At 37.4% G+C, this 24,433-nt stretch carries 22 protein-coding genes; 18 read left to right on the top strand and 4 right to left on the bottom strand.

Annotated elements, in window-relative coordinates; all coding sequences use genetic code 11:
- Positions 1–104 precede the first annotated feature (104 nt).
- A complete protein-coding gene (locus K5Q13_RS01215) occupies positions 105–1,109 on the top strand; it encodes a YitT family protein (protein ID WP_220739026.1) in 1,005 nt (334 codons plus the stop codon).
- Between the two features lie 2 nt (positions 1,110–1,111).
- Positions 1,112–1,297: a 2-hydroxymuconate tautomerase gene (gene thmT, locus K5Q13_RS01220; RefSeq protein ID WP_220739028.1), complete on the top strand. Its 186-nt coding sequence runs from the start codon at positions 1,112–1,114 to the stop codon at positions 1,295–1,297.
- Positions 1,298–1,362: 65 nt separating this feature from the next.
- Here the strand turns inward: thmT and K5Q13_RS01225 are convergent, their stop codons facing one another.
- Positions 1,363–2,331, bottom strand: coding sequence for a LacI family DNA-binding transcriptional regulator (locus K5Q13_RS01225; RefSeq protein ID WP_220739030.1), 969 nt, complete (start codon positions 2,329–2,331; stop codon positions 1,363–1,365).
- A gap of 180 nt (positions 2,332–2,511) precedes the next feature.
- Between K5Q13_RS01225 and K5Q13_RS01230 the strand changes: the two genes are divergently transcribed.
- Together K5Q13_RS01230 and K5Q13_RS01235 are read left to right on the top strand one after the other, a co-directional pair.
- Positions 2,512–4,488 (top strand): sucrose-specific PTS transporter subunit IIBC, encoded by a 1,977-nt coding sequence (locus K5Q13_RS01230; RefSeq protein WP_220739032.1) that lies wholly within the window; start codon positions 2,512–2,514, stop codon positions 4,486–4,488.
- 9 nt (positions 4,489–4,497) lie between these two features.
- Complete coding sequence (locus K5Q13_RS01235; protein WP_220739034.1) at positions 4,498–5,763, top strand: glycoside hydrolase family 32 protein; 1,266 nt, start codon at positions 4,498–4,500, stop codon at positions 5,761–5,763.
- A gap of 87 nt (positions 5,764–5,850) precedes the next feature.
- Here K5Q13_RS01235 and K5Q13_RS01240 read toward each other — a convergent pair whose 3' ends face one another.
- Positions 5,851–6,252 carry a ribonuclease HI family protein gene (locus K5Q13_RS01240; RefSeq protein WP_220739037.1) on the bottom strand — a complete coding sequence of 134 codons (402 nt, stop codon included), beginning with the start codon at positions 6,250–6,252 and terminating at the stop codon, positions 5,851–5,853.
- A 194-nt stretch (positions 6,253–6,446) separates the two neighbouring features.
- Between K5Q13_RS01240 and K5Q13_RS01245 the strand changes: the two genes are divergently transcribed.
- The 6 genes from K5Q13_RS01245 to K5Q13_RS01270 all read left to right on the top strand — a co-directional run bounded on the left by K5Q13_RS01245 (position 6,447) and on the right by K5Q13_RS01270 (position 12,255).
- Positions 6,447–6,848: an EbsA family protein gene (locus tag K5Q13_RS01245; RefSeq protein ID WP_220739038.1), complete on the top strand. Its 402-nt coding sequence runs from the start codon at positions 6,447–6,449 to the stop codon at positions 6,846–6,848.
- Positions 6,826–7,752, top strand: coding sequence for an RluA family pseudouridine synthase (locus tag K5Q13_RS01250; RefSeq protein ID WP_220739040.1), 927 nt, complete (start codon positions 6,826–6,828; stop codon positions 7,750–7,752). Before K5Q13_RS01245 ends, K5Q13_RS01250 begins: the two co-directional genes overlap by 23 nt.
- 49 nt (positions 7,753–7,801) lie before the next feature.
- Entirely contained in the window at positions 7,802–8,329 is a 528-nt protein-coding gene (gene pyrR / locus K5Q13_RS01255; RefSeq protein WP_220739042.1) for a bifunctional pyr operon transcriptional regulator/uracil phosphoribosyltransferase PyrR, read from the top strand.
- Between the two features lie 66 nt (positions 8,330–8,395).
- Positions 8,396–9,478, top strand: a complete 1,083-nt coding sequence (locus K5Q13_RS01260; protein WP_220739521.1) for a carbamoyl phosphate synthase small subunit — start codon at positions 8,396–8,398, stop codon at positions 9,476–9,478.
- The gene (locus K5Q13_RS01265; RefSeq protein WP_220739045.1) at positions 9,456–11,972 is read left to right on the top strand and encodes a carbamoyl phosphate synthase preATP-grasp domain-containing protein; all 2,517 of its coding nucleotides are present in this window, start codon (positions 9,456–9,458) and stop codon (positions 11,970–11,972) included. The genes K5Q13_RS01260 and K5Q13_RS01265 overlap by 23 nt, the downstream gene beginning before the upstream one ends.
- Positions 11,962–12,255 carry a DUF7671 family protein gene (locus K5Q13_RS01270; protein ID WP_220739047.1) on the top strand — a complete coding sequence of 98 codons (294 nt, stop codon included), beginning with the start codon at positions 11,962–11,964 and terminating at the stop codon, positions 12,253–12,255. Before K5Q13_RS01265 ends, K5Q13_RS01270 begins: the two co-directional genes overlap by 11 nt.
- 74 nt (positions 12,256–12,329) lie before the next feature.
- Here K5Q13_RS01270 and K5Q13_RS01275 read toward each other — a convergent pair whose 3' ends face one another.
- Positions 12,330–13,565 (bottom strand): MFS transporter, encoded by a 1,236-nt coding sequence (locus tag K5Q13_RS01275; RefSeq protein WP_246574099.1) that lies wholly within the window; start codon positions 13,563–13,565, stop codon positions 12,330–12,332.
- A gap of 238 nt (positions 13,566–13,803) precedes the next feature.
- Here K5Q13_RS01275 and K5Q13_RS01280 point away from each other — a divergent pair, with 238 nt between their 5' ends.
- Positions 13,804–16,041, top strand: a complete 2,238-nt coding sequence (locus tag K5Q13_RS01280) for a RelA/SpoT family protein (RefSeq protein ID WP_220739052.1) — start codon at positions 13,804–13,806, stop codon at positions 16,039–16,041.
- Positions 16,042–16,076: 35 nt separating this feature from the next.
- The gene (dtd, locus tag K5Q13_RS01285) at positions 16,077–16,526 is read left to right on the top strand and encodes a D-aminoacyl-tRNA deacylase (RefSeq protein WP_220739054.1); all 450 of its coding nucleotides are present in this window, start codon (positions 16,077–16,079) and stop codon (positions 16,524–16,526) included.
- Positions 16,527–16,554: 28 nt separating this feature from the next.
- On the opposite strand, the gene plsY is transcribed toward dtd, so the two are convergent.
- Positions 16,555–17,172, bottom strand: coding sequence for a glycerol-3-phosphate 1-O-acyltransferase PlsY (plsY, locus tag K5Q13_RS01290; protein WP_220739056.1), 618 nt, complete (start codon positions 17,170–17,172; stop codon positions 16,555–16,557).
- 204 nt (positions 17,173–17,376) lie between these two features.
- Here plsY and parE point away from each other — a divergent pair, with 204 nt between their 5' ends.
- The 6 genes from parE to rimP all read left to right on the top strand — a co-directional run bounded on the left by parE (position 17,377) and on the right by rimP (position 24,377).
- Positions 17,377–19,443 carry a DNA topoisomerase IV subunit B gene (gene parE / locus K5Q13_RS01295; protein ID WP_220739058.1) on the top strand — a complete coding sequence of 689 codons (2,067 nt, stop codon included), beginning with the start codon at positions 17,377–17,379 and terminating at the stop codon, positions 19,441–19,443.
- 133 nt (positions 19,444–19,576) lie between these two features.
- Positions 19,577–22,015 carry a DNA topoisomerase IV subunit A gene (gene parC / locus K5Q13_RS01300; protein WP_220739060.1) on the top strand — a complete coding sequence of 813 codons (2,439 nt, stop codon included), beginning with the start codon at positions 19,577–19,579 and terminating at the stop codon, positions 22,013–22,015.
- Positions 22,016–22,063: 48 nt separating this feature from the next.
- Entirely contained in the window at positions 22,064–22,969 is a 906-nt protein-coding gene (locus tag K5Q13_RS01305) for a manganese-dependent inorganic pyrophosphatase (RefSeq protein WP_220739062.1), read from the top strand.
- A gap of 169 nt (positions 22,970–23,138) precedes the next feature.
- A complete protein-coding gene (gene rpmG / locus K5Q13_RS01310; RefSeq protein WP_002815032.1) occupies positions 23,139–23,288 on the top strand; it encodes a 50S ribosomal protein L33 in 150 nt (49 codons plus the stop codon).
- 1 nt (position 23,289) lies between these two features.
- A complete protein-coding gene (gene rpsN, locus K5Q13_RS01315; RefSeq protein WP_220739064.1) occupies positions 23,290–23,559 on the top strand; it encodes a 30S ribosomal protein S14 in 270 nt (89 codons plus the stop codon).
- Between the two features lie 341 nt (positions 23,560–23,900).
- On the top strand, positions 23,901–24,377 hold the full coding sequence (rimP, locus tag K5Q13_RS01320) for a ribosome maturation factor RimP (protein ID WP_220739067.1): 477 nt from the start codon (positions 23,901–23,903) through the stop codon (positions 24,375–24,377).
- Positions 24,378–24,433: the final 56 nt, after the last annotated feature.

Below are 24,433 nucleotides of genomic sequence, written 5' to 3' on the forward strand. Positions count from 1 at the left end.
ACACTAATTAATCAAATATGATAGTTCACTAAAAGCCACGACATTTTGTAGCTTTTTTGTTATGATAAGGGGAGTATTTTATTTGCTTTAGGAGTATTGTTGATATGAAAAAAATTACAATTAATTGGCGTAAGGTTTTATTAATTGCCGCCGTATTTCTTGCAAGCACTGTGATTCAAGTGTTAGCATTGAATGCATTTTTAATTCCTAATAAAGTTTTTTCCAGTGGCTTTAATGGTATAGCTCAGCTATTATCTATATTGTTTGAAAATGTATTCCACATTGGCTTGCAGCCTGGAATGTTTCTGATGATTTTCAATATTCCTATTGGAATTATTGGTTGGAAACTCATTGGTGGTCGATTTACTATTTTGAGCTTTTTGAATGCCATTACCGTATCAATTGTTCAAATTGTAGCGCCCACACAGGCATTAACGACAGAACCGTTATTAGCATCCTTATTTGGTGGTTTGTTGTTGGGTGTTTCAATCGGCTTAGCGTTACGTTATGGTTTTTCAACCGGTGGTATGGATATTGTTGCTATGGTTGTCCAAAAGCGTACCGGAAGATCAATCGGTGCCCTGATGAATGGTATTAATTTCATAGTTGTAATTATTGCCGGTACATTTATTGGTTGGCAAAATGCGTTATTTACGTTGATTGGTATTTATGCTACGGGTCGTGCGATTGATGCACTTTATACAGGCTATCAAAAGCTTACAGCTTTGATTGTTACATCAAATGGTGATGACGTCGTGGAGGCGTTACATAGAGATTTAATCAGAGGTATTACAATTTTACCGTCAAAGGGTGCGTATACAAAACGCGATTCAAGTACACTAATGATGGTATTATCACGCTATGAATTGGTTGAAATGCAAGAAATTGTTCATCGAACAGATCCAAAAGCATTTATCAACCTATTAAGTACGGTAAGCGTCTCAGGAGAATTTTTCGATGCAGATCGACAATTACAAATGAGACATGCTGTTGCAGTGCCAAAACTTGAAACAATTGAAGCACAAATTGAAGCTGAAAAGCAATTAGAATCACAGCTTGATAAGTTAGAAGATGATGACACACTAAGTAGTCAGGAAGAGAGAAAGTAAAAATGCCTATTGTACAAGTCGAATTATTAGAAGGTCGAACACACGAACAACTTGCTAAACTGGTCAAGGATATCACTGATGTCATTGTGACAGATGCAGGTGCATCACGTGACGCTGTCCACGTAATATTGCGTGAGATGCCAAAGGATCACTACGCAGTTGGTGGTGTTTTAAACAGTGATAAGTAATAGTAATTAATAGACGTATAAAAAAGGCACTAACTTCTGTTATAAAACAGAGGTTGGTGCCTTTTTTAGAGTAATGGTGTTGAATCACGAACGACTAATTTACCATCAATGACGATGCGTTCAACTTTTCCTGTATTTTTCTGGCGAATTTTTTGAAATAAGTGATAAAGTTGTTTGCCAGTTTCAAAATAACTAAATTCAAAGCTAGTCAGGTTTGGTGAAACTGTCTCGCTAAAAAACGATTGTCCAAACCCAATATATCTTGGATGTTGGTGTAAACTGAAAGCAGATTGCATCGCACCAACGACAACGCGATCCGTTGCCCCGATAATCAAGTCAAAATTTTCATTAGTCATAATTTCACGTGTCGCTTGTTTAGCAACGTCCATTTTGAAACCAGTGATAATCTCTTTGTGTGGTATGTTTTTTAAAGCTGAACGAATGCCAACAAAGCGATCATGTCCAACAGCATAATCTAACGTAGAATCAATTGTCAGTAGTAAAACGTTTTTGGGTGTTAATTCGTGAATGTAGTTGCCAACTGTGTAGCCAGCCTCAAGATCATTCATAATGACACGGTTGAATCCTGGTTCATCTTGTCCTTGAATAACAATTGGTAATTTAGAATCAGCGAGTACTGATCGAATTTCATCTGTCAAGTTAGCAGTGAGTATAATAAGGCCGCTGACATTTTGTGATTGTAATTTTTCAATCGCAGCTAATTCACGTTGTGCATCTTGATAGACATTTATAATTAGGAAAGTATCGTCTTGATTTGCTTCATCAAGTCCTCGTAGCATATCAGATTGTGCAATTGAATCAAGTCTTGGCACGATGACACCAATTGTATGATTAGTTTGTTGTTTTAAACTTTGTGCAAATATATTGGGGGTGTAATTGTATTCATCAACAATGGCATCAATTTTTTGACGTGTATGCACGCTAACTGAGCCACCATTAAGGTAACGAGAGACCGTGCTTTTGGCGACATTAGCAATTCTAGCTATGTCATCAATTGTAACTTTTTTATTCATACTTTTAATAATAACAGAAAATGTCAAAAGAAGTTGTTATATGTTTTCAAAAAACGCTTGCAATTAATATTGTAAGCGGTTACAATAAGAGTGTTAATAAAGAACCGGTTCCACAATAACGACAATCTATTGAAAAATTAGATAGTCTCTCTCGTTTATTAGGAAGAGTAGGAAAAGACAATGAAGTATAATGAAGTAGCAAGACGAGTTAATGATGCGGTTGGTAAAGAAAACATTATCGCTGCAGCCCATTGTGCCACGCGCTTACGTTTGGTTGTTAAAGACGTCAAAAAAATTAACCAAGCTGCATTAGATGATGATCCAGATATTAAAGGAACATTTAATGCCAATGGCCAATATCAAATTATTGTTGGGCCTGGTGATGTTGATGGCGTGTATGATGAATTTGTTAAGTTAACAGGCGCAAAACAAGCATCAACAGATGATTTGAAGAAAATCGCAGCGGAATCAGGCAAAAAAAATCCTGTGATGGATTTGATTAAGGTGCTTTCAGATATATTCGTGCCATTAATTCCTGCTTTAGTTGCCGGTGGTCTTTTGATGGCATTGAATAACATTTTGACAGGTGAGGGGATGTTTGGTACAAACTCACAGTCTCTTGTACAAATGTTCCCTCAGATTACTGGCTTGTCACAGATGATTAATCTAATGGCATCTGCACCATTTGCCTTTCTCCCAATCTTGATTGGATTTACAGCAACACGTCGTTTTGGTGGTAGTGAAATTTTGGGTGCTGCCGCTGGTATGATGTTAGTCATGCCAAATTTGATCAATGGTTATGCCGTTTCAGAAGCAGTGGCTACTGGTAAAATGCCAACATGGGATTTGTTCGGACTATCTGTTGCGCAAGCAGGTTATCAAGGTCAAGTTTTGCCAGTTATTGGTGTGGCATTTATCTTGGCAACACTGGAAAAGTTCTTTCATAAGCATTTGAAAGGTGCCATTGATTTCACATTCACACCTATGTTAGCAATGTTGCTCACAGGTTTTGTCACTTTCATCGTCGTTGGACCAGCTCTACGTATTGTTTCAAACGGCATGACTGATGGTTTGACATGGTTAGTTACAACACTAGGTTTTGTTGGTTATGGTGTCTTTGGTTCATTCTATTCAGCAATTGTTATCACTGGATTACATCAGAGTTTCCCCGCTATTGAGACGCAATTGTTAGCCAATATTGCTAAAACAGGCGGTGACTTTATTTTCCCAATCGCTGCCGCTGCAAACGTAGCACAAGGTGCTGCTACTCTTGCAATATACTTTTTGGCAAAAGGCAACACTAAGTTACGTGCATTGGCTTCATCAGCTGGTGCTTCTGCAATGCTTGGTATTACCGAACCAGCGCTATTCGGAGTCAATTTGAAATATAAGTTCCCCTTCTTTATTGCCTTGGGTTCATCAGGTATCGCTAGTTTGGTAATGGGATTGTTCCATGTCATGTCTTCTTCACTTGGACCTGCTGGATTAATTGGTTTCATTGCCATTCCAGCAAATAAGTGGTTTGGATTCTTTGTTGCCATTGCCATTAGTTTTGCCTTAGCATTTATTGGTACACTAGTATATGGTCGTTCACATATGCCAGTAACTGAAAATAATGTTAACGTCGATAACAGCAAAGATGTTGTGACACCACACGCTGACGGATTTGGTATCAGTGCACCAGTTGAAGGGCAGTTAATTGATATTGCAACAGTGAATGACCCTGTATTTTCCGGTGGTATGATGGGGAAAGGCGTTGCTATTGAACCGACTGGGAACCAAATTTTTGCACCAGCAGATGGTGAAATTACGGTTGCCTATGCTACAAAACATGCATATGGTTTGCAAACAAACGATGGTGTGGAAGTATTGATTCATGTCGGTATTGATACAGTTAATTTGGATGGTAAAGGGTTTGAAAGTTTTGTTACCCAAGGCCAACAAGTTAAAAAAGGTGATTTACTAGGAAGTTTTGATAAAAAAGTTATTGCAGAAGCTGGCTATCCTGTAACAACCATGGTGGTTGTTACGAATACAAATAGTTATGAGGATGTTGCTTTAGATGTAGAATATGGGACTACAGTATTGTCAGATGATGTTATTATGACAGCTGTACCTCAAGCAAGTTTTGAAAATGAAACTGTCGCACAAGCGTAAGGAGAATTAATGTTAGTTACAAATGATCAGGTTGCTTTTGAAAAATATCATTTATATCCAACAACAGGATTACTTAATGACCCCAATGGTTTAGTATTCTTTAAAGGGCAATACCATGTATTTTATCAATGGAATCCATATGATTGTAATCACAAGTACAAGGAATGGGGACATTTCGTTTCAGATGATTTAAAAACATGGCAACGTGTTGAAACAGCATTAAAGCCATCTCTTGATAATTTGGATAGTGCGGGTATTTATTCAGGTGCTGCCTTTGTAAGTAATGAGCGACTGTATGTTTTTTATACAGGGAACGTGCGTGATAAAGATGGACATAGTGTTAAGTCATCTCAGATGTGGGCAGTGAGCGATGACGGCATTCATTTTGAAAAACTGGGCGAATTATTTCCACATCCAGAAGGTTTTACAAAAGACGTACGTGATCCGATGGTCTGGCAAGGGAAAAATGGCCATTATTTCTTAATTTTAGGTGCGCAACATACTGATAAAATTGGGGATATTATTGTCTACGAGTCAGTTGACTTTAAGACGTGGGATTACCGCGGTTCGTTACTTGGAGAGCAACTACCGGATGTACGTGGTTATATGTTGGAATGCCCAGGTTTTATTGAAGTGGACGGTAAACAGATTTTGATGTTTTCGCCACAAGGGTTATCAGCGGATCCACTCAAGCATCAATACGAAAATATTCATAACACTGGTTATGTTATTGGTCATTTTGATGAATCAGCCGCACGCTTTATAGTAGAAACAAAGTTTAAAGAAGTTGACCAAGGCTTTGAATTCTACGCACCACAAACAATGATCGCACCAGATGGTCGTCGCATTATGTGGGGGTGGGCTGGTATGATGACACCTGAACGTGAAAAAGCAGTACCAACTATTAAGGAAAAACAATGGGTGCATGTGTTGAGCTTACCACGTGAATTACATGTTAATTCAAGTAATGAACTCATTCAAAAACCAATTACGGAAGTTATCGAAACGACTAATTTAGAAGTTTTTGATGGTGTTGATGTTGGTCAATATCGCATTCCCACTAGTGATGATTGGTTAATTAAATTTGGTGAACATGCAATTTTGAAAAGGCGTGGCAATGTCTTAGTATTTGAACGACGTCAGTGGGATTCTGGTCAAGTCGAGACACGTCAGTTTTCCGGAAACTTGGATAATTTGCTTTTAGTTGTTGATAATGATGTGATTGAGGCTTATACTGATGATGGCTTACATGTCATGACTAATAGATGGTTTTAAAGAATTTTAGGCAGTAGACAAAAATGATACCAAATAATAAAGCGACCTCCAAACATCTAATGTTTGGAGGTCGCTTTATAATGGAAACTATTTGATGTCTTTCTTTTGATGAACTGTTTTTAATGCTTGTAGTGCCAAGTGATGTGCGCCAAGATTTTCTTTTTCAGGTAACCATTGACTCATGACAAGGGGGAAACCATTTAATAATTGCATGATTTCGTCAACGTATTTTTGATAATGTTTAGCGTAATTTTTATGCATAGCATCAATCAATATTTGTGAATCACTGTATAATTGTATGATGTCATGTGAGGGAGGTAATTGCTGTAGTGCCCATATCGTAGCGCGAAATTCGGCTTCATGATTATCTTTGGTGTTTACAATATGTGTTTTGAGTTGTGCTTGTTTTTTATTAATGATAATGACAGCACCAGCAGCACTTTGTCCAGTAATGACATCACGAGCAGCATCAATATATATTGTAATCATAGTAGATTCCTTAATTTTTACAGTTCTCAGTAGGTGTGTAATTTACATTTTAAGTTAAGAGGCTATATTAAAGTATACGTTGTTTTCTGAGAAAAGTTATTAAAATACAATCAAAATACATGGTAAAATAGAAAGTGGTTGACGCACGAGTTGTGTAGCAAGTAAATTTTATTTAAACAGAACAGAGGCAAAAAATGATACCCAAAAGAGGATTTTTCCAACCTTTAGATATTACAGGACAAATTGGTTGGCTATGGTGGCTGATATTGCTTATGGTCGGCGTGATATTATGGAGTGAAGTGGCTTTCAAAATTGAATTGATACCGATCGCTTATATTCTAGTCATATTGGTTCTTGGTGTGTTTATTATATCACGTCGTCGCATTTACGTCGCAGGATCCAAATTATTTTTAGGACGCTTATTTGTATCGGATTATGAAAAAATTTCCCTTATGACGATGGATAATTGGCGTTTGGATGGACATGTGTTATCATTCATGCGTGCTGGACGGTATCGAAAGTATTGGCTGAGTCAAAACGTTGCAAATCAAATTAAGGAATATATGAATACTCATGACGGAACAAATAATTATTAATATAACCGACCAATCTGGTCGCGTAGATGCAATTTTGGCAAAAGAAAAGTTACCATATTCGCGCACCATATTAAGTAATTGGTTACAAACAGGGCATGTTTTAGTCAATGGTAATAAGGTTAAACGAGCTTATAAAGTAACTACTGGTGATCAAATTAGCATTATACCTCCCGAGTTGGTAACCACTGAAATTGTGGCAGAAGATATACCACTTGATATAGTTTATGAAGACAATGATGTTCTGGTCGTCAATAAGCCACAAGGAATGGTTGTTCATCCAGCAGCAGGACATGCTTCAGGAACACTAGTTAATGCTTTAATATTTCATGCACCCTTGTCAACGATTAATGGGGAATTCCGACCGGGAATAGTTCATCGTATTGATCGTGATACCAGTGGACTACTCATGGTAGCTAAAAATGATCAGGCGCATCAAATACTATCCGCACAACTCAAAGAGCATAAAAACGATCGCATTTACTATGCTTTAGTTCGTGGAGAATTTGTTGAAGATTCAGGAACGATTGATGCACCTATTGGACGACACAAGGTCGACAGAAAGAAGCAAGCTGTGCAAGAAGGCGGTCGAAATGCGGTAACTCATTTTGAAGTGATTAAGCGATATGTGGGTTATACATTATTGAAAGTGAGTTTGGAGACAGGACGGACACATCAAATTCGTGTTCATATGACATACATCGGACACCCAATTGTTGGCGATCCGGTTTATGGTTCTGCTCAAAAATTACCTGGTGTTGATTTAGTGGGACAAATGTTACATGCCAAAACATTATCATTAACGCAGCCAACCACTGGAGAAAAATTAGTGTTTGATAGCAATTTACCAGATTATTTTGAAGCAGCTTTGGCGACATTAACACCAATTATTAAAAGTGACAATTAATTAAATTTGAAAGGAGCAGTAAGCTGAAGAATTAGCTTACGCTATAGTTATGCCAAATAAAGAAGTACTTGATAATGCCTCACTACAACGTGCATTAACGCGAATTACTTATGAAATTATTGAACGCAATAAAGGCGGACAAGATTTGGTGCTTGTAGGAATCAAAACGCGGGGTGAATTTCTGGCACATCGAATTGCCAGTCGTTTGGAACAATTAGAAGGCGTTAAAATTCCAGTTATGGCAATTGACATCACCAATTTTCGTGATGATGTCTTGAACCGAGAAGACAGCTTGGGGTTAAATGATGAAGAAAAGACTAACATAGCTAATAAAAACATTGTCTTGATTGACGATGTCTTATTTACGGGTCGTACAATCCGTGCAGCGTTAGACGCTTTAATTCATATTGGTCGACCAAACACTATTGCGTTGGCTGTCCTAGTTGATCGCGGTCACCGTGAGTTACCAATCCGTGCAGATTTTGTTGGAAAAAATATTCCAACAGCACAAAATGAAAAAATCAAAGTCTTTGTACAAGAAATTGACGGCCGCGATGCAGTTGAAATTGTACACTAATTTAGGAGGTATAAGCTTTGTTTAATTTGGTGATTAACTAAGCAGAGCTTATAGGTGCAGAATATGATGCAACGTCACTTAATTCTTGAAGATGGCACAGTGTTTCAGGGCCTTGGCTTTGGTGCACCAGCAACTACTTTTGGAGAGATTATTTTTCATACAGCTATGACTGGTTATCAAGAAATCATTACTGATCCTATTTACGATGGACAAATGATTGTTTTTGCGATGCCTGTAATTGGTGCTGCGGGAATTCACGCAGAAGCTTATGAATCAGTTAAGCCCACAATTAGTGGTATGATTGTTCATGATTTAGCTGAGGTCTCAGTTAATCGTCAACGCCGTATGAATTTAGATCGTTTTTTAAAACAGCATAATATTCCTGGGTTATATCAAGTTGATACGCGTCAACTGATACGTCATTTACGTGAAACTGGACCGCAGAAAGCAAGCATCGTTGATTACGCTGATGAGCATGCCATTGACCAATTAGTTGCAACTGTTTTGACAAATAAACAAGTACAAAATACTGCCACACCAAAACCCTATGCTAATCCAGGGCGTGGACGACATATTGTTGTTATCGATTTTGGTTTAAAACATGGGATTTTACGTATGTTAGGTGACTACGATGCCAATGTATCTGTGTTACCTTATACTACAACGGTTGAAGAAGTCTTAACTTTGGATCCAGATGGTATTATTTTGTCTACTGGTCCTGGTGATCCTAGAACTTTACCAGAAAGTGTCCTCACGCTAATTCGGGTCTTGCAGTCCAAAGTGCCTATGTTAGGAATTGGTTTGGGACATGAGTTGTTTGCTTTAGCAAATGATGCTGAGTTGATGCCGCTTTCTTCGGAACATCATGGTATGAATCATCCTATACAGGAAATTATTTCACGTCAGATATTTTACGCGATGCAGGGACAAGGGTATGCGGTAGATGCTAACTCAATTAACCGCAAAAAATTGTTTGTGACTTACCGTGATTTGGTTGACGGTGCAGTTCAAGGATTGCGTCACCGAGAGTTTCCAGCGTTTAGTGTACAGTTTTTCCCAGATGCTGCACCTGGTCCGTTGGAGGCAACAACTGTATTTGCAGACTTTTTTGAAACGGTAGAAGATTATGTTGAACATTACAACCAATAATAAGATAAAACGCGTCCTATTCATCGGTGCAGGATCAAATGATTTTGGGCGTGAAGCAGAACACGATGCGGCTATCTACCAAGTCATGCCAGAACTCCGCGGACATGGTGTCGAAGTATTTTTGATAGATGAAAACCCATATGCTTTGTCACTCGAAAGTTTGGCAGCAACGGTTTTTTGGCAACCATTAACAGTAGAAAACTTAAAAAAAGTCGTTCATGACAACAATATTGACACTGTTGCACCACTGTTCGGTGGAAAATCATCATTGCGTTTGTGGGCTGAAGTTGTACAAAGTTGGGTACATGGTGATGGTCCGGTACCAAACACACTAGGCTTGACTATTGACATGTTATTAAAAGTAAATAATATTCCAGCATTAACCTCACTTATGTCAGATAATGGCTTGCCTGTGATCAATAATTATGTGCTCAAAGCGCAGGATGAAGCTAACGAATTATTAAGAGAATTACAGTTACCGTTAATGGTGAGGGCATTACATCCTAATCAAACGAATACACGACATGTTGTGGATCGGTTAGATGATTTTGAAGATGCTATTCACTTAGCAAAATTACAATCTATTACCCAAGAAGTCATCATTTCTCGTGCAATTAATGGGTTAAAAGAGGTTAGTTTAGAAGTATTGCGTGATTTTCGTGGTAATAAAATGCAAATTGGCGCAAGTGAAGATATGGATCCTATAGGCATTCATACCGCAGATTCGTTAAGTGTGTCACCAATCTTAACGATTCAGGATCAATTGATTAGTCAAATGCGAGATTACGCCTTTAGAATAGCAGACTTGTTACAATTACAAGGTGTGATGCATGTACAGTTTGCCGTTGATGATGACACGCATAAAATATATATTATCAAAGTATCTCCGTATATTGACCAGATGGCAACACGTATGTCACTCGCCACGGGTTACCCAACGATGCTAGTTGCAATTAATTTAGCGATGGGCGTAGCATTGGAGGACATTGTTTTGCCACATAATTTTGGAAATAATACTGCAATGATGGAACCTATGATGGATCATGTTGTGGTTAAATTACCAGTTTTTCCGTTTGGTGAATTAGCTGAGGCAGGTGTTCAGGTTAATCGACAACTTAACAGTGTTCAAAAATCAATTGGGACAACGCTTGGATTTGGTCGTACATTTATCGAAGCTTTGGAAAAAGCAATTAGATCTGCTCATTTTAATAACGCTAGTTTTTCGCCAACAAACATGGCACATATTAATGATGATGAATTAATTCAACAGTTAATTCACCCACAAGATAATCGTGTATTATTATTAATTGAAGCAATTAAACGAGGATATGAAATAGATGAACTCGCTGAGTTAACGGCTATCGATGAGTTTTATTTTCATCAATTACAGCATTTACATAAACTAGAAGAGGAAATCGAATCAGATATTGATAGTATCCGTTCACTGCGTCGGGGTAAAAAATACGGATTGTCCGATGGTTTGCTTGCACGTTTTTGGCATACTGATTTTAACATCATTCGTACACTAGCCAAAGAAAATGATATTAACGTCACCTATAAAGCAGTCGAGCCCTCAGCCGGTGAGTTTCCTGAAAATGCGCGTCAATATTATGCAACGTATGAATCAGAAAACGAATCAATTCAAATTAATGAGGCTTCAGTACTTGTTATTGGTTCTGGTGCATTTCGAATGGGGGATGCAGCATCTGGATCATATGCAACAGCAATTGCAATGTCTGAGCTGCGTCGATTGCAGTATCCGACGATTATTATGAATAATAATCCAAGTGATGCAACGCTATTACCACATTTGGCTGATAAACAGTATTTGGAGCCACTTGAGATTTCCGATGTTATGCGTGTAGTAGAGTTAGAAAATCCAAAAATCATTGTGATTCCTGGTAATCGGCGTAAATTAATTAAAGCATTAAGAGATTTAGGACAACAAGTGATGGTATTGCCAAAAGAAAAGCATACACCTAATGGACCCAATGAGAATCAGTCTGAATTTGCTTTAAATATATTTTACGATGGTCAGAAAATTTATCCAATCAATTTGACACAACATATGGCTGGTGAAATTCGCATTGTGCCTCAAGTTGCCGAGTTGTTGCATAGCATATCTCAATCTCGTATTGATAATCCTGGGGTTTATCAAATTATTTGGTATCAAGATACAATTCATTGGCTAAAAAATGTTGATTCATCAGATATTGGACATAACTCTTGGTTAAGGCCAATGCCTTTTGGGCAAATTGCTTACATGACAAAAGTCATGCAAATACCATGGATAAGATTAACTGTACGAGCAGCACTAAATGAATTATCCAAGCAAGATATTGAAATGTTAACAACAGTTAATCAATTACCCATTGTACATCAATTAAGTATGGTGGCTGCAGATGTTAATTATCAATTACATCTACAACCTAGTAATGTCATTGATGGTACGCGATTTGAAATTGGTGTTGGTGTAAATTATTATGAGCGATAGTAAAAAATATAATACTTATCTGTACACAGGCATCATGGTTGAACAGGATGCCTCTGGTCATTATCAACCAAAACCGCATGCAAAACCTAATTATTGGCGAACAGGTAAACACACAAAGGGCCAGTTTACAGGAATTGGACAAATATTTTTAACTGAAAAAAATCAACCAATAGCTGCACTTAGTATCGAGAAATTGCCTTTTAGTCAACGTCATAATTATTCGCCCTTGCAACGCTGGACAACTGAAAAAATAAATACTGAATTATTAGAGCTGTGGTTGTAAATCAATTTTACTGATTTAACTAACACACATAAAAAAATGCAAGAAGAAATTTGCAGACTTCTTCTTGCATTTTTTTATAGCGCTGGAGTATTTAAATGGCGTGTTGTCGCGTTAAACAAGGTTGCATTGATTATAATGATTATTGTACTGAAAATAAAAATACCACGATAATCAAAAATACTGGCAATAAGTGCGCCAAACATGGGACCCATAACAGAACCTAGGGATTGAAAACTTTGATTATAGCTAAATATACGGCTTGTCATGTCTGTTGGTGAGCTTTTTGATAATAAAGTTTGAATGGCAGGTAACATCGTTGCGTCGCTAATGCCAACTAAGAAGCGGAAAAACATTAGAAAGCCAATACTGGTTACAAAAGCTGTTGGTAAAAAAGCAATAACAGCAATCATGAAACCAATTTTAATCATCCGATCAGTACCAATATGATCACCGATACGTCCAAATGGCGGTGCCGCAATGACAGTTGCAATACCCGGCATGGCTGCAACAATACCAGCAATGAATGTCGCATTTGAAGCACTATGCATCAATTCACGAACAAATAAACTAATAATTGGATTAATCGACGTATTGACAGTTTGAACTAACATGGTTGTGACAAATAAACCAATAATTAAACGTTTATCAGGTACATTGGCCCACAAGGTTTTAGTTGAAATAGTTGCAGTATGTGTTGTGCTAACTTGTGGTGATTCTTTCACTAAAAATAATGTCAGAAAAAACACAAGTAACAAAATAATACCGGTAATATGAAATGACGTGCGGTAACCAAAAAAAGTGGCTAAAATACCACCGAATAGCGGGCCAATTAAATTACCGGCGGTCATTCCGGTGACTAAAATACCCAATGCTTTACCGGCATGTTGTTTTGGTGTTTGTGTTGCAACAAGGGCATTAGCATTTGATACAAATCCGCCCATAATACCCTGTAATGCGCGAAGAAAGAATAATTCCCAAACATGAGCAACGTTACCCATTAAAAATAACACAACAGACATTCCCAATGCCGAACGTAGCAACATTAATTTACGTCCTTTTATATCAGCTAATTTACCCCAAAAAGGTGATACGATAGCTGTGGCAAGAAATGAGATGGCAAATACAGCACCAGAATAGAAGCTTAGCTGATTTTTACTAAATGTTCCGAGTGTATCAATATATAAAGCCAAAAAAGGCATGACTTCACTTAGTGCAATACCTGTCATGAACACGCCAAACCATAGAACAAAAACATTACGTTGCCAAAGTGTTTCAAGTTTTTGAGGTGTATCTTTTTCATATTCAGACATCGATAGGTACGTTCCTTTCTTAAAAATCATATTATTAGTGTATGCCTGTTTATAAAAATATGCACGTTATAAGACTAGCCTTGTGAAAATATTAAAATTTTATTATAATTAAATAACGTATAAAAACGTCAAAAGGTATATCGCGGTTTTTAAAATAGTGATGTGTCTTCCGGAATATATGAAGGGAAATATACTTAATTGGTACATAGATAGTGTGCTTATTTGTATGCAAAAAATTATGGCAAAAACAAAGAAATATACAGGTGATGAAGTACTTAACCTAGTGGGAAAGTATATGTCAGAGTCGGACACTGAAAAAGTGAGGGAAGCCTATAATTGGGCGTCTGATTTGCATAAAGAGCAATTGCGTAAATCAGGAGAGCCATACATTATTCATCCAATCCAAGTAGCCGGAATACTAGCAGAAATAAAAATGGACACAGCTACGGTGATTTCAGGATATTTACATGATGTTGTTGAGGACACACCTGCGACACTAGAAGATGTCGAAGCGAAATTTGGTAAAACAATTGCTGACATTATTGATGGCGTTACAAAAATAAGTAAAATTAGATATAAAAATTCACAAGAACAGCTTGCAGAAAATCATCGTAAGTTACTCTTAGCTATGTCAAAAGATATTCGAGTAATCATCGTTAAATTAGCAGACCGTTTGCATAATATGCGAACATTAGGTGCTTTACGTGAAGATAAACAACGTCGAATTGCTAGTGAAACTTTGGATATTTATGCACCGTTAGCAGACCGATTAGGAATTAGCACGATTAAGTGGGAGCTTGAAGATTTGTCTTTGAGTTATCTAAACCCAGAAAAATATCATAGTATAGCCTCACGAATGAACATGAAGCGTGAGGAACGTATTCGTTATGTACAAACTGCAGTCTCTGAAATTGAATCTGTTGTTCGTGAACTTGAGCTACAAAATGTTGATGTCTATGGACGACCAAAGCACATTTATTCAATTTATCGGAAAATGGCTGATAAACATAAAGCCTTCGAAGAAATTTATGATTTATCAGCTGTACGTGTACTAACAAATACAATTCCAGATACATATGCAGTGCTCGGTGCTATTCATTCAAAATGGATGCCATTACCTGGCCGGTTTAAAGATTATATTGCTTTACCTAAAGCGAATGGTTATCAAAGTTTACATACTACCGTAATCGGACCAGGTGGTCGGCCACTAGAAGTTCAAATTCGAACGCATACTATGCATGAAGTAGCTGAATTTGGTGTAGCTGCTCATTGGGCCTATAAAAAAAATAAGGGTTCAGGCAAAGAAGTTCGAACAGAGGATCAAACGCAACAAACTTTAAATGTGATCCAAGGTATTTTAGAACTTCAAGAAGATGCTAAAAATGCTGAAGATTTTATGGATGGCGTGCAAGGTGATTTGTTTAGCGATCGTGTGTATGCCTTTACACCGAAAGGGGACGTTTTTGAATTAGCAAAAGGCGCAGGACCACTGGATATGGCTTTTTCAATTCATACAAATGTCGGAATTAAAACAGTTGGTGCAAAGATTAATGGTCGAATTGTACCCCTAGACTATAAAATTAAAACTGGAGATATTATTGAAATTATTACAAGCTCAACTGCCAAACCAAGTCGAGATTGGTTGGATTTGGTGTCGACTCGTCGAGCACGTAATAAAATAAAGCAATACTTTAAACAGTTAGATCGTGATGATAACGTTGAAGCCGGTCGAGAATTACTGATACGTAATTTAAGAGATACTGGTTTTGATTCAACGGAACTGTTATCAACTGAAAACTTAATTAAAACAGCTGAGACATTACATTATCATGCATATGATGATATGTTGGCAGCAATTGGTTATGGTGATGTAGCTGCACCAGGTGTGGCTAATAAATTAACCGAAGGTATTCGTGAAGCGCAACAAGTAGCTGAAACAGATGAGTTACAGCGTGAATTGCTTGAAGAAGGACATGAAATCAAGCGTGATGAAACCGCACTAACTCAACGTCAAAAAGTGACAGCAGATGATATAGTAATTGCTGGTGTGGATAATTTATTGGTACGGCTAGGCAGATGTTGTACGCCAGTTCCTGGTGATGAAGTTAAGGGTTATATTACCAAGGGGCGTGGCATATCTGTTCACCGAATTGGTTGTCCAAATATTCGAGCAGCGCAAATACAAGGGCAACGATTAGTTGATGTGCAGTGGGAAGATGAAAACGGCTTGAAACCCAATTATGATGCTGATTTGACTGTGCACGGTGAAAACCGAAACGGGTTATTAAATGATGTGTTGCGCTCAGTCAATGGCCGAACGAGATTTGTTAATTCAGTCAATGGCCATGTGACCAAAAATGGTACGGCACAAGTATCTTTGTCAATTGGCGTTAAAAATAGTGTGCAATTAAACAGCATCATGGATTCGTTAAACACCTTACCTGCTGTTTATGATGTTGAACGTGCATTTCATTAAAAGTGGTAGACTGAACAACGGAGTTTAAATAAAGTATGAAAATTGTACTACAACGTGTTAAAAGTGCAAGTGTCTCAATTAATGAGCATAAAGTTGGCGAGATAAATCAAGGTTTTGTGTTACTTGTGGGTGTCTCTGATCAAGATACATCAAAAGATATTGATTATCTTGTTCGCAAGATTAGTAACTTACGCGTCTTTGAAGATAACGATGAACGACTGAATTTAAGTATTCAGGATGTTAATGGTAGCATACTTTCGATATCTCAATTTACACTTTTTGCTAACACAAAAAAAGGTAACAGGCCTAGTTTCACAACTGCAGGCAAGCCAGAATTTGCATCGTTACTCTATAATCAATTTAATGATAGTTTACGACTGGTTGGTTTGCCAGTTGTAACCGGTGAATTTGGTGCTAATATGCAAGTTTCTTTAATCAATGATGGACCAGTAACAATCATTTTTGATACACAACAAAACAAGTAAAAAAGCATTTGCTTATGCAAATGCTTTTTTACTTGTTTTGTTTTTTACGTATACTATAATAAATACCAAATGGCACAGTGCTTTCTGTCCCATCTTTAATTCGCTTAATATTTGATCGGTGTCGATAAAATACAAAAATAGTTAAGCAAGTAGCGACAATTGTTAATATGATATCATGATAAAACAATGACGCGATGACTGCAAAACTAAAACTTACCATCGAACTAACTGAAACCATAGATGTTATTAACAATAATACGATAAACACAAAGATAGCTAGAAAGAAAAAATGGGGATTATAGGCTAATAGAACACCAGCTGATGTCGCAACAGCCTTACCACCTTTAAATTTGATCCAAATTGAAAAGGTGTGACCAATGATAGCGGCAATACCAACTATCATTGGATTAATATTGCTATGGAATAATAGGGGTAACATGCCTGCTGCTGTACCTTTTAATAGGTCAAGTGACAACGTGATAATGCCTGCAACTGTACCAAGAACACGGAATGAATTGGTTGTGCCAATATTACCAGATCCTTCGTCACGTATATCCTTATGGTAAAATAGTTTACCAATCCAAAAACCGGGCATTAATGATCCCAGAAGGTAAGACAGGATGAACATTAATATAGTTAAAAACATAGTTTAGACTCCTCATAATTGTGTATTAACACAAATTTAATTTTAGCATAAAAAAAGATAGTAGAGGGGGTAACTTAATCAAAATAAAATATTTATACTTGTCAGAATGCATTTTTTCATCTATGATAATATAGATTGACGCATGATGAGTGAATTAGTCGTTCGTCTATATTAGTATTGAAATTAAGAAAGATATGAGTATTCATGGCAGAAAAAAATCACTATGATTCAGATTCTATAAAAATTTTAGAAGGTCTTGAGGCTGTTCGTAAGCGTCCTGGAATGTATATCGGGTCAACTGATGGTCGTGGTTTGCATCATTTAGTTTATGAAATTGTTGATAATGCAGTTGATGAAGCTTTGGGTGGCTATGGTCACGATATTCGTGTAACTATACATAAAAATAATGCAATAACTGTACAAGACTTTGGTCGCGGTATGCCAGTAGGTATGCACGAATCTGGTAAACCAACACCGGAAGTTATTTTGACTGTGCTTCATGCTGGTGGTAAGTTTGGTCAAGGTGGCTATGCTACGTCGGGTGGTTTACACGGTGTTGGTTCATCAGTTGTTAATGCTTTATCGGAAAGCTTACAAGTAACGATTGTGCGTGATGGTCACAAATGGCAAGAAGATTTTATCAACGGTGGACAACCAGTTGGAACATTGCGTGACCTTGGTGTAACTAAAGAAAGTAGTGGCACTACTGTTACATTTAAACCTGATCCTACAATATTTAGTGCAACGGTTTATAAGTATGAAACTTTGTCTGAGCGGTTGCGGGAATCAGCTTTTTTGATGTCTGGTGTGAAATTTACACTGGCGGATGAACGCGTCGCACCTAAACGTGTTGAAACGTATCATTACGAAAAGGGATTAGAAGCCTTTGTTGGTTTTTTGAATGAAGAGAAAGAAACAATCGGGCCTGTTATGACCTTTGAAGGTCAACAAAACGACATTGCTGTTGAAGTTGCTGCGCAATATAATGATGGCTACTCGGAAACGTTGTTATCTTTTGTTAATAACGTTAGGACACAAGATGGTGGGACACATGAAGTGGGATTCCGCACAGCTTGGACTAAGGCTTTCAATGAATATGCTAGAAAAGTTAACCTATTAAAAGAAAAAGATAAAAATCTTGAAGGTACAGATGTTCGTGAAGGCCTTGCTGCAGTGATCTCTTTACGTGTACCAGAGCAATTTTTACAATTTGAAGGACAAACAAAAGATAAATTAGGTACACCAGAGGCACGTGGTATTGTGGATTCAGTTGTCAATGAAACGTTAGGTCGTTTCTTGATGGAGAATGGTGATTTTGGTCAAAATTTGATTCGAAAAGCCATTCGCGCACGAGAAGCACGAGAAGCTGCACGTAAAGCACGAGATGAGAGCCGAACGGGTAAGACCAAAGGGCAAAGAGATCGTTTACTTTCAGGTAAACTAGCGCCTGCCCAGTCCAAAAATGCTGAACGTAACGAGCTGTTCTTAGTTGAAGGAGATTCAGCTGGTGGTTCCGCTAAACAGGGTCGTGATCGCAAATTTCAGGCTATTTTGCCACTACGTGGTAAGGTTTTAAACACTGAAAAGGCCAAATTGGCAGACATTCTAAAAAATGAAGAAATTTCAACATTGATTTATGCCATAGGCGGCGGTGTGGGCACAGACTTTAAAGTAGCTGACACAGCTTTTAGTAAAGTTATTATTATGACTGATGCCGATGATGATGGCGCTCACATACAGACATTACTGTTAACCTTCTTCTATAAGTACATGCGACCATTAATTGAAGCTGGACGTGTATATATTGCCTTACCACCATTATATCGTGTTAAATATGCATCAAAAAAGATTGATGATAAGTTTGCGTGGACAAATGATGAACTTGAATCAATCACCAACCAAAACGATGCGCGCTATGAGTTAACACGATTTAAGGGACTTGGTGAAATGAATGCACCATTGCTATGGGAAACCACCATGGATCCTGAGTCACGTACGCTTATTCGAGTAAAAATTGATGATGCCATTCTCGCTGAAAAGCGTGTGACAACATTGATGGGTGATAAAGTTGAACCACGTCGTGAATGGATTGAAGCAAATGTTCATTTTACTTTGGATGAAGCTGGTTCAATATTAGATACAGTTGACGGTAATGATTCGACATCAAACGATGTCTTTGAAAAAATACGGAAACATGAATCAGTCAAACATACAGTAACGAGTGAACCAGTGATTACAACATGGCAAAATAGCGATGGTCAATCATCGTAACATAGCCAATCACGTTGATTTAGTGAGAAGATATTTTGACTAAACGTCGAAATACCGTGTACAGTTGTGCACGGTATTTATATAGTAATTTTATTTGAAAGGACATATGCCTATTTGATAGGCAATTTCATATATGGCAGATCGTATAACTGAGCTCTCACTTGAAACGGTGATGGGCGAGCGCTTTGGGCGCTATTCAAAATATATTATTCAAGAACGTGCGTTGCCAGATATCCGTGATGGTTTAAAACCAGTGCAGAGGCGTATTCTGTTTGCAATGGATCAAGATGGAAACTCATTCGACCATCCATATCGTAAATCAGCAAAATCTGTTGGGAATGTGATGGGTAATTTTCATCCTCATGGTGATTCATCAATCTATGAGGCGATGGTTCGTTTATCACAAGATTGGAAAGTACGCGAACCTTTAATTGATATGAACGGAAACAACGGTTCTATTGATAATGATCCAGCAGCGGCGATGCGTTATACAGAGGCGCGATTATCAAAAATTGCTGGTGAAATGATGACAGATCTTGGTCAAGAAACTGTCGATATGGTGTTGAATTTTGATGACACAACTTATGAGCCGACAGTCTTGCCTTCGCGTATACCAAGCTTGTTCATTAATGGCGCAACTGGTATATCCGCTGGATATGCTACGGAAATTCCACCACATAACTTGAAAGAAATAAATGCTGCGCTAGTTTATTTGCTCGATCATCCAGAAGCACCATTGTCTGCGTTAATGCGATATGTCAAAGGACCTGACTTTCCAACTGGTGGCATTATTCAGGGAATAGACGGTATAAAAAAGGCTTATAAAACTGGGCGTGGTAAAATTATTGTACGTGCCAAAACAGCTATTTCAGAGCTTAAAGGTGGCAAGAAAAAAATTGAAATCACGGAATTACCTTATGAGGTTGTGAAGTCAAATTTGGTGTCAAAGATTGACGGTATTCGATTGAATAAAGATGTCGCTGGTATCTCTGAGGTGCGAGACGAATCTGATCGTGAAGGCATGTCGATTGTTATTGAACTAAATAAAGATGTCAATGCAGAAGGTATTTTGACATATTTGTTTAAGAAAACGGATTTGCAAATTTCTTATAACTTCAATATGGTTGCAATTCATGATCAACGACCAGTTCATGTTAGTCTAAAACAAGGTTTGGAAGCTTTTTTAAACTTCAGAAAAGAAGTTGTTTTGAAGCGTTCAGCGTACGAATTATCTAAAGCTCAGGCGCGTCAACATATTGTTGAAGGATTGATTCGGATGTTGTCTATTTTAGATGAAGTTGTGGCAACTATTCGTGCGTCTAAAAACCGCAAAGATGCTACGCAAAATTTGATAGATAGTTTTCAATTTACACAACCACAAGCAGAAGCAATTGTGACTTTGCAATTGTATCGATTGACCAATACAGATGTGACTCAGCTTGAGGAAGAATTTGCGACATTAGCAGAAAAAATTGCCCGCTTGACTTTAATCATTAGTGAAAAAGCTGCATTAAATGATGTACTACGTGACGAGATTACAGAAATAACTAAAACATATCGTTCACCACGCCGATCAGAAATTGAAGCTGAAGTAGAAAACTTAGTGATTGATACCGCTGTCACAATTGCCGAAGAAGATGTACAGGTATTAGTTTCACGTAATGGCTATTATAAGCGTGCATCAATACGTTCTTACAAGGCGTCTGATTCGGAAAACGGGCTTGCTGATGGCGACTTAGCTATATATGAGGGTCAACTTAATACAACCCAACATCTATTTATGTTTACTAATAAAGGTAATATGATTTACCGACCAGTGCATGAATTACCGGATTCCAAATGGAAAGATACGGGTGAACATTTTTCACAACAATTGTCAAACTGGCATGCAGATGAGTTTGTTATTAAAACTATTGCCGTTGATAATTTAGATCAGGGTGGTGCATTTACTGTTGTTACAAATGATGGCTTTATTAAACAAACAACATTAAATGATATGTTACCAAAAGCTTATAAAAAGAAAACAGCGATGGCAATCAAGCTTAAAACAGATGATAGTTATGTCGTTAATGTAGAGTATTTCAAACAAGCCAAAGATCAGGAAACTTTGTTACTTTCTCATAACGGCGTAGGTCTACGTTTTAAACTGACCGACGTACCAGAAATCGGCCCACGTACTGCAGGTGTGAAAGCGATGGATCTCCGCAATGAGGATACTATCATGTCAGCATTGTTTATTAGTGATGAGAACCAGCAAGTTGCTATTGTAGCTGATAACGGTGCTTTCAAGTATATGCCAATTTCAGAGATTAACCGATCAAAACGTGCAAACAAAGGCTTATTAATTTTCACACAAAAGAAAACAGTTGCTTATCATGTTGCTGCAGCGACAATTTTTGATGTTACACAAACAGCATTAGAAATTTTAACAACACGTTGGCAAGTTCAGGATTTGCAGTTGAGTGACTATCATCCATCACAGCGGGTTGGTAATGGACAATATGTAGTAGATGTTAAGAAAAATGGTACACCATGGCTTATTAAGCCGTTGTCAATTATTGCGACAAAATGAGTTTTTTTTGATAGAATAGACGTATAAACTTTTAGGAGATGTGAACTAATGGCTAAGACTTTAGTTTTCGGGCATAAGAACCCAGACACTGACACAATCGCTTCAGCAATTGCTGCGAGCTATTTATTAAATGAAACTGGTAATGATACTGAAGCAGTTGCGCAAGGGACACCAAATGCCGAAACGCAATTTGCATTAGATTACTTTGCGACTGCTGCACCGCGCGTTGTTTCGTCCGCTGATACTGATACTGTTGTATTGGTTGATCATAATGAGGCAGCACAGTCAGTTGATAATTTGGCAGATGTTACTGTTACTGGTATCTATGACCATCATAAGTTTGCGTTTACAAATAGTACACCACTGTACATTACTGCCAAACCATGGGGTTCTGTGGCAACAATTCTATATTATGAGTTTAAGCAAGCTGATGTTGAGATTCCTTCAAAAATTGCTGGTTTAATGGCTTCAGCAATTATTTCAGATACCTTATTGTTAAAAAGTCCTACTACAACAACATATGATAAACCAGCATTAGAAGAGTTAGCCAAGATTGCTGGTATTGAAGATTATGAAAAATATGGTCTAGCACTTTTAAAAGCCGGCACAGATTTGTCATCGCGTACTGATAAAGATTTGATTGATGGGGATGCAAAGTCCTTTGAAATAGGTGGACACCAATTCCGAATTGGACAGGTTAATACAGTTGATATTGATGATGTATTGTCACGTCAATCAGGTATTGAAGCAGCTATGTTATCAGAAGGCTATGAAGATTTCTTGTTTGTAATTACAGATATTTTGAATTCTAACTCAAAAGCAGTATATCTTGGTGATGCAGCTGAAACTATTGAAAGTGCATTTGGTAGTAAATTAGCTAACAATGTACTTGATTTACCAGGTGTTGTTTCACGTAAAAAGCAAGTTGTACCACCTTTGGAAAAGCAATTTTAGACAAAATTTTAAATAAATATTAAATTGTTAACTGAATGTATTGCTTTTGTGCGAACAAATTTTCGTCGATATTTATAAAATTGCTTTACACTGCTTTCATGTTCATGTATAATAATTATTTGTATTGACAAGCAAATAATTTTAACAAACCACACTAAGGAGTAAGGATATGCGTATTCACGTTGTTCTAGGAAATGATGAAACAGGCGAACGTATTTACTTGACGTCTAAAAATCGTCGTAATACACCAGATCGTCTTGAGTTGAAGAAGTACTCACCAAAACTTCGTAAAGTTGTAACATTTAAGGAGATTAAGTAAAATGGCAAAAAAGTCAAAGATTGCTAAGGCGCAAAAGCGCGAAGCATTGGTTGCAAAGTATGCTGACAAGCGCGCTGCGTTGAAGGCAGCAGGTGATTTTATCGGTTTGGCTGCTTTGCCAAAGGATTCATCTCCTGTACGTGTACACAACCGCGATTGGATTGATGGCCGTCCTCATGCTTATATGCGTGAATTTGGTATGTCACGTTTGAACTTCCGCCAATTGGCACACAAGGGTCAAATTCCTGGTGTTCGTAAAGCTTCTTGGTAAAGTTAAGTTTTCGCAAATAGCGTAACTTACACCTTAAGCGTTACGTGGGCACGTTAAAAGTCAATTATTATAGCATCAGCTAAATACAGTGACTGCCTCAATGAGCAAAGCGAATGGGGTCATAAAGGTTCACAAACTAGCAAAAATCACAGTGATGTGATTTTTTTGTTGGAGATTTGGTGATATATTTGCAATTTGCTAAAAAACACGATATAATTAAAATTGTTAATTTACATAGATATTGTAAATGAGCGGGTCACATCTAATGCGGCCGGCTCATTTTTTATGGGATTGGCACTTGCTTGCAATATGCTACAAATTCATCAAGGGAGGGTAAATAAATGGCGAACAAAGTTGAGCAGAAGATTGAAGCGCTCATTGCACCAATTGTTGAACAACGAAATGAATTGTTATGGGATTTAACATACACCAAAGAAGGTGGACAAAAAGTTTTACGAATCTTACTGGATAAACCAGATCATCAATTTATTACAATGGATGAATTGACAGATTTTACTCACGAAGTTAATGAGTTTTTAGATAATTCTGATCCCGACCCCATCCCAGAAGCATATATGTTAGACATTTCATCACCAGGGGCTGATCGGCCATTAAAACAACCTTGGCATTTTCAATGGGCAAAAGATAGTAATGAAAACATTTTAGTATCACTCTTTGTTGCAAAAGAGGGTCAAAAAAAATGGCAAGGGAAAATTCAATCATTACAAGATGATGGTGTAGTTTTATTGACGGACCAAGGAAGTATTACGCTCAAATTTGATGAAATTGCAAAAGCAGTGTTAGATATCCAGTTTTAACATAAACATCTATAGTGATAAATCTAGATAACACTTAATAATTCAAACAATGATTA

The organism is Leuconostoc miyukkimchii, from assembly GCF_019656055.1.
GTDB classification, from domain to species: domain Bacteria; phylum Bacillota; class Bacilli; order Lactobacillales; family Lactobacillaceae; genus Leuconostoc; species Leuconostoc miyukkimchii.

Bases quoted from the DNA above. Each gene is read 5' to 3' on its own strand.
- K5Q13_RS01240 (WP_220739037.1), bottom strand. From the start codon at position 6,252: ATGATTACAATATATATTGATGCTGCTCGTGATGTCATTACTGGACAA.
- parE (WP_220739058.1), top strand. From the start codon at position 17,377: ATGGCAGAAAAAAATCACTATGATTCAGATTCTATAAAAATTTTAGAA.
- K5Q13_RS01215 (WP_220739026.1), top strand. From the start codon at position 105: ATGAAAAAAATTACAATTAATTGGCGTAAGGTTTTATTAATTGCCGCC.
- thmT (WP_220739028.1), top strand. From the start codon at position 1,112: ATGCCTATTGTACAAGTCGAATTATTAGAAGGTCGAACACACGAACAA.
- pyrR (WP_220739042.1), top strand. From the start codon at position 7,802: ATGCCAAATAAAGAAGTACTTGATAATGCCTCACTACAACGTGCATTA.
- K5Q13_RS01260 (WP_220739521.1), top strand. From the start codon at position 8,396: ATGCAACGTCACTTAATTCTTGAAGATGGCACAGTGTTTCAGGGCCTT.
- K5Q13_RS01305 (WP_220739062.1), top strand. From the start codon at position 22,064: ATGGCTAAGACTTTAGTTTTCGGGCATAAGAACCCAGACACTGACACA.
- K5Q13_RS01230 (WP_220739032.1), top strand. From the start codon at position 2,512: ATGAAGTATAATGAAGTAGCAAGACGAGTTAATGATGCGGTTGGTAAA.
- K5Q13_RS01250 (WP_220739040.1), top strand. From the start codon at position 6,826: ATGACGGAACAAATAATTATTAATATAACCGACCAATCTGGTCGCGTA.
- rpmG (WP_002815032.1), top strand. From the start codon at position 23,139: ATGCGTATTCACGTTGTTCTAGGAAATGATGAAACAGGCGAACGTATT.
- plsY (WP_220739056.1), bottom strand. From the start codon at position 17,172: ATGTTTTTAACTATATTAATGTTCATCCTGTCTTACCTTCTGGGATCA.
- K5Q13_RS01235 (WP_220739034.1), top strand. From the start codon at position 4,498: ATGTTAGTTACAAATGATCAGGTTGCTTTTGAAAAATATCATTTATAT.
- K5Q13_RS01265 (WP_220739045.1), top strand. From the start codon at position 9,456: ATGTTGAACATTACAACCAATAATAAGATAAAACGCGTCCTATTCATC.
- K5Q13_RS01225 (WP_220739030.1), bottom strand. From the start codon at position 2,331: ATGAATAAAAAAGTTACAATTGATGACATAGCTAGAATTGCTAATGTC.
- dtd (WP_220739054.1), top strand. From the start codon at position 16,077: ATGAAAATTGTACTACAACGTGTTAAAAGTGCAAGTGTCTCAATTAAT.
- rimP (WP_220739067.1), top strand. From the start codon at position 23,901: ATGGCGAACAAAGTTGAGCAGAAGATTGAAGCGCTCATTGCACCAATT.
- K5Q13_RS01270 (WP_220739047.1), top strand. From the start codon at position 11,962: ATGAGCGATAGTAAAAAATATAATACTTATCTGTACACAGGCATCATG.
- K5Q13_RS01280 (WP_220739052.1), top strand. From the start codon at position 13,804: ATGGCAAAAACAAAGAAATATACAGGTGATGAAGTACTTAACCTAGTG.
- K5Q13_RS01245 (WP_220739038.1), top strand. From the start codon at position 6,447: ATGATACCCAAAAGAGGATTTTTCCAACCTTTAGATATTACAGGACAA.
- parC (WP_220739060.1), top strand. From the start codon at position 19,577: ATGGCAGATCGTATAACTGAGCTCTCACTTGAAACGGTGATGGGCGAG.
- rpsN (WP_220739064.1), top strand. From the start codon at position 23,290: ATGGCAAAAAAGTCAAAGATTGCTAAGGCGCAAAAGCGCGAAGCATTG.
- K5Q13_RS01275 (WP_246574099.1), bottom strand. From the start codon at position 13,565: ATGTCTGAATATGAAAAAGATACACCTCAAAAACTTGAAACACTTTGG.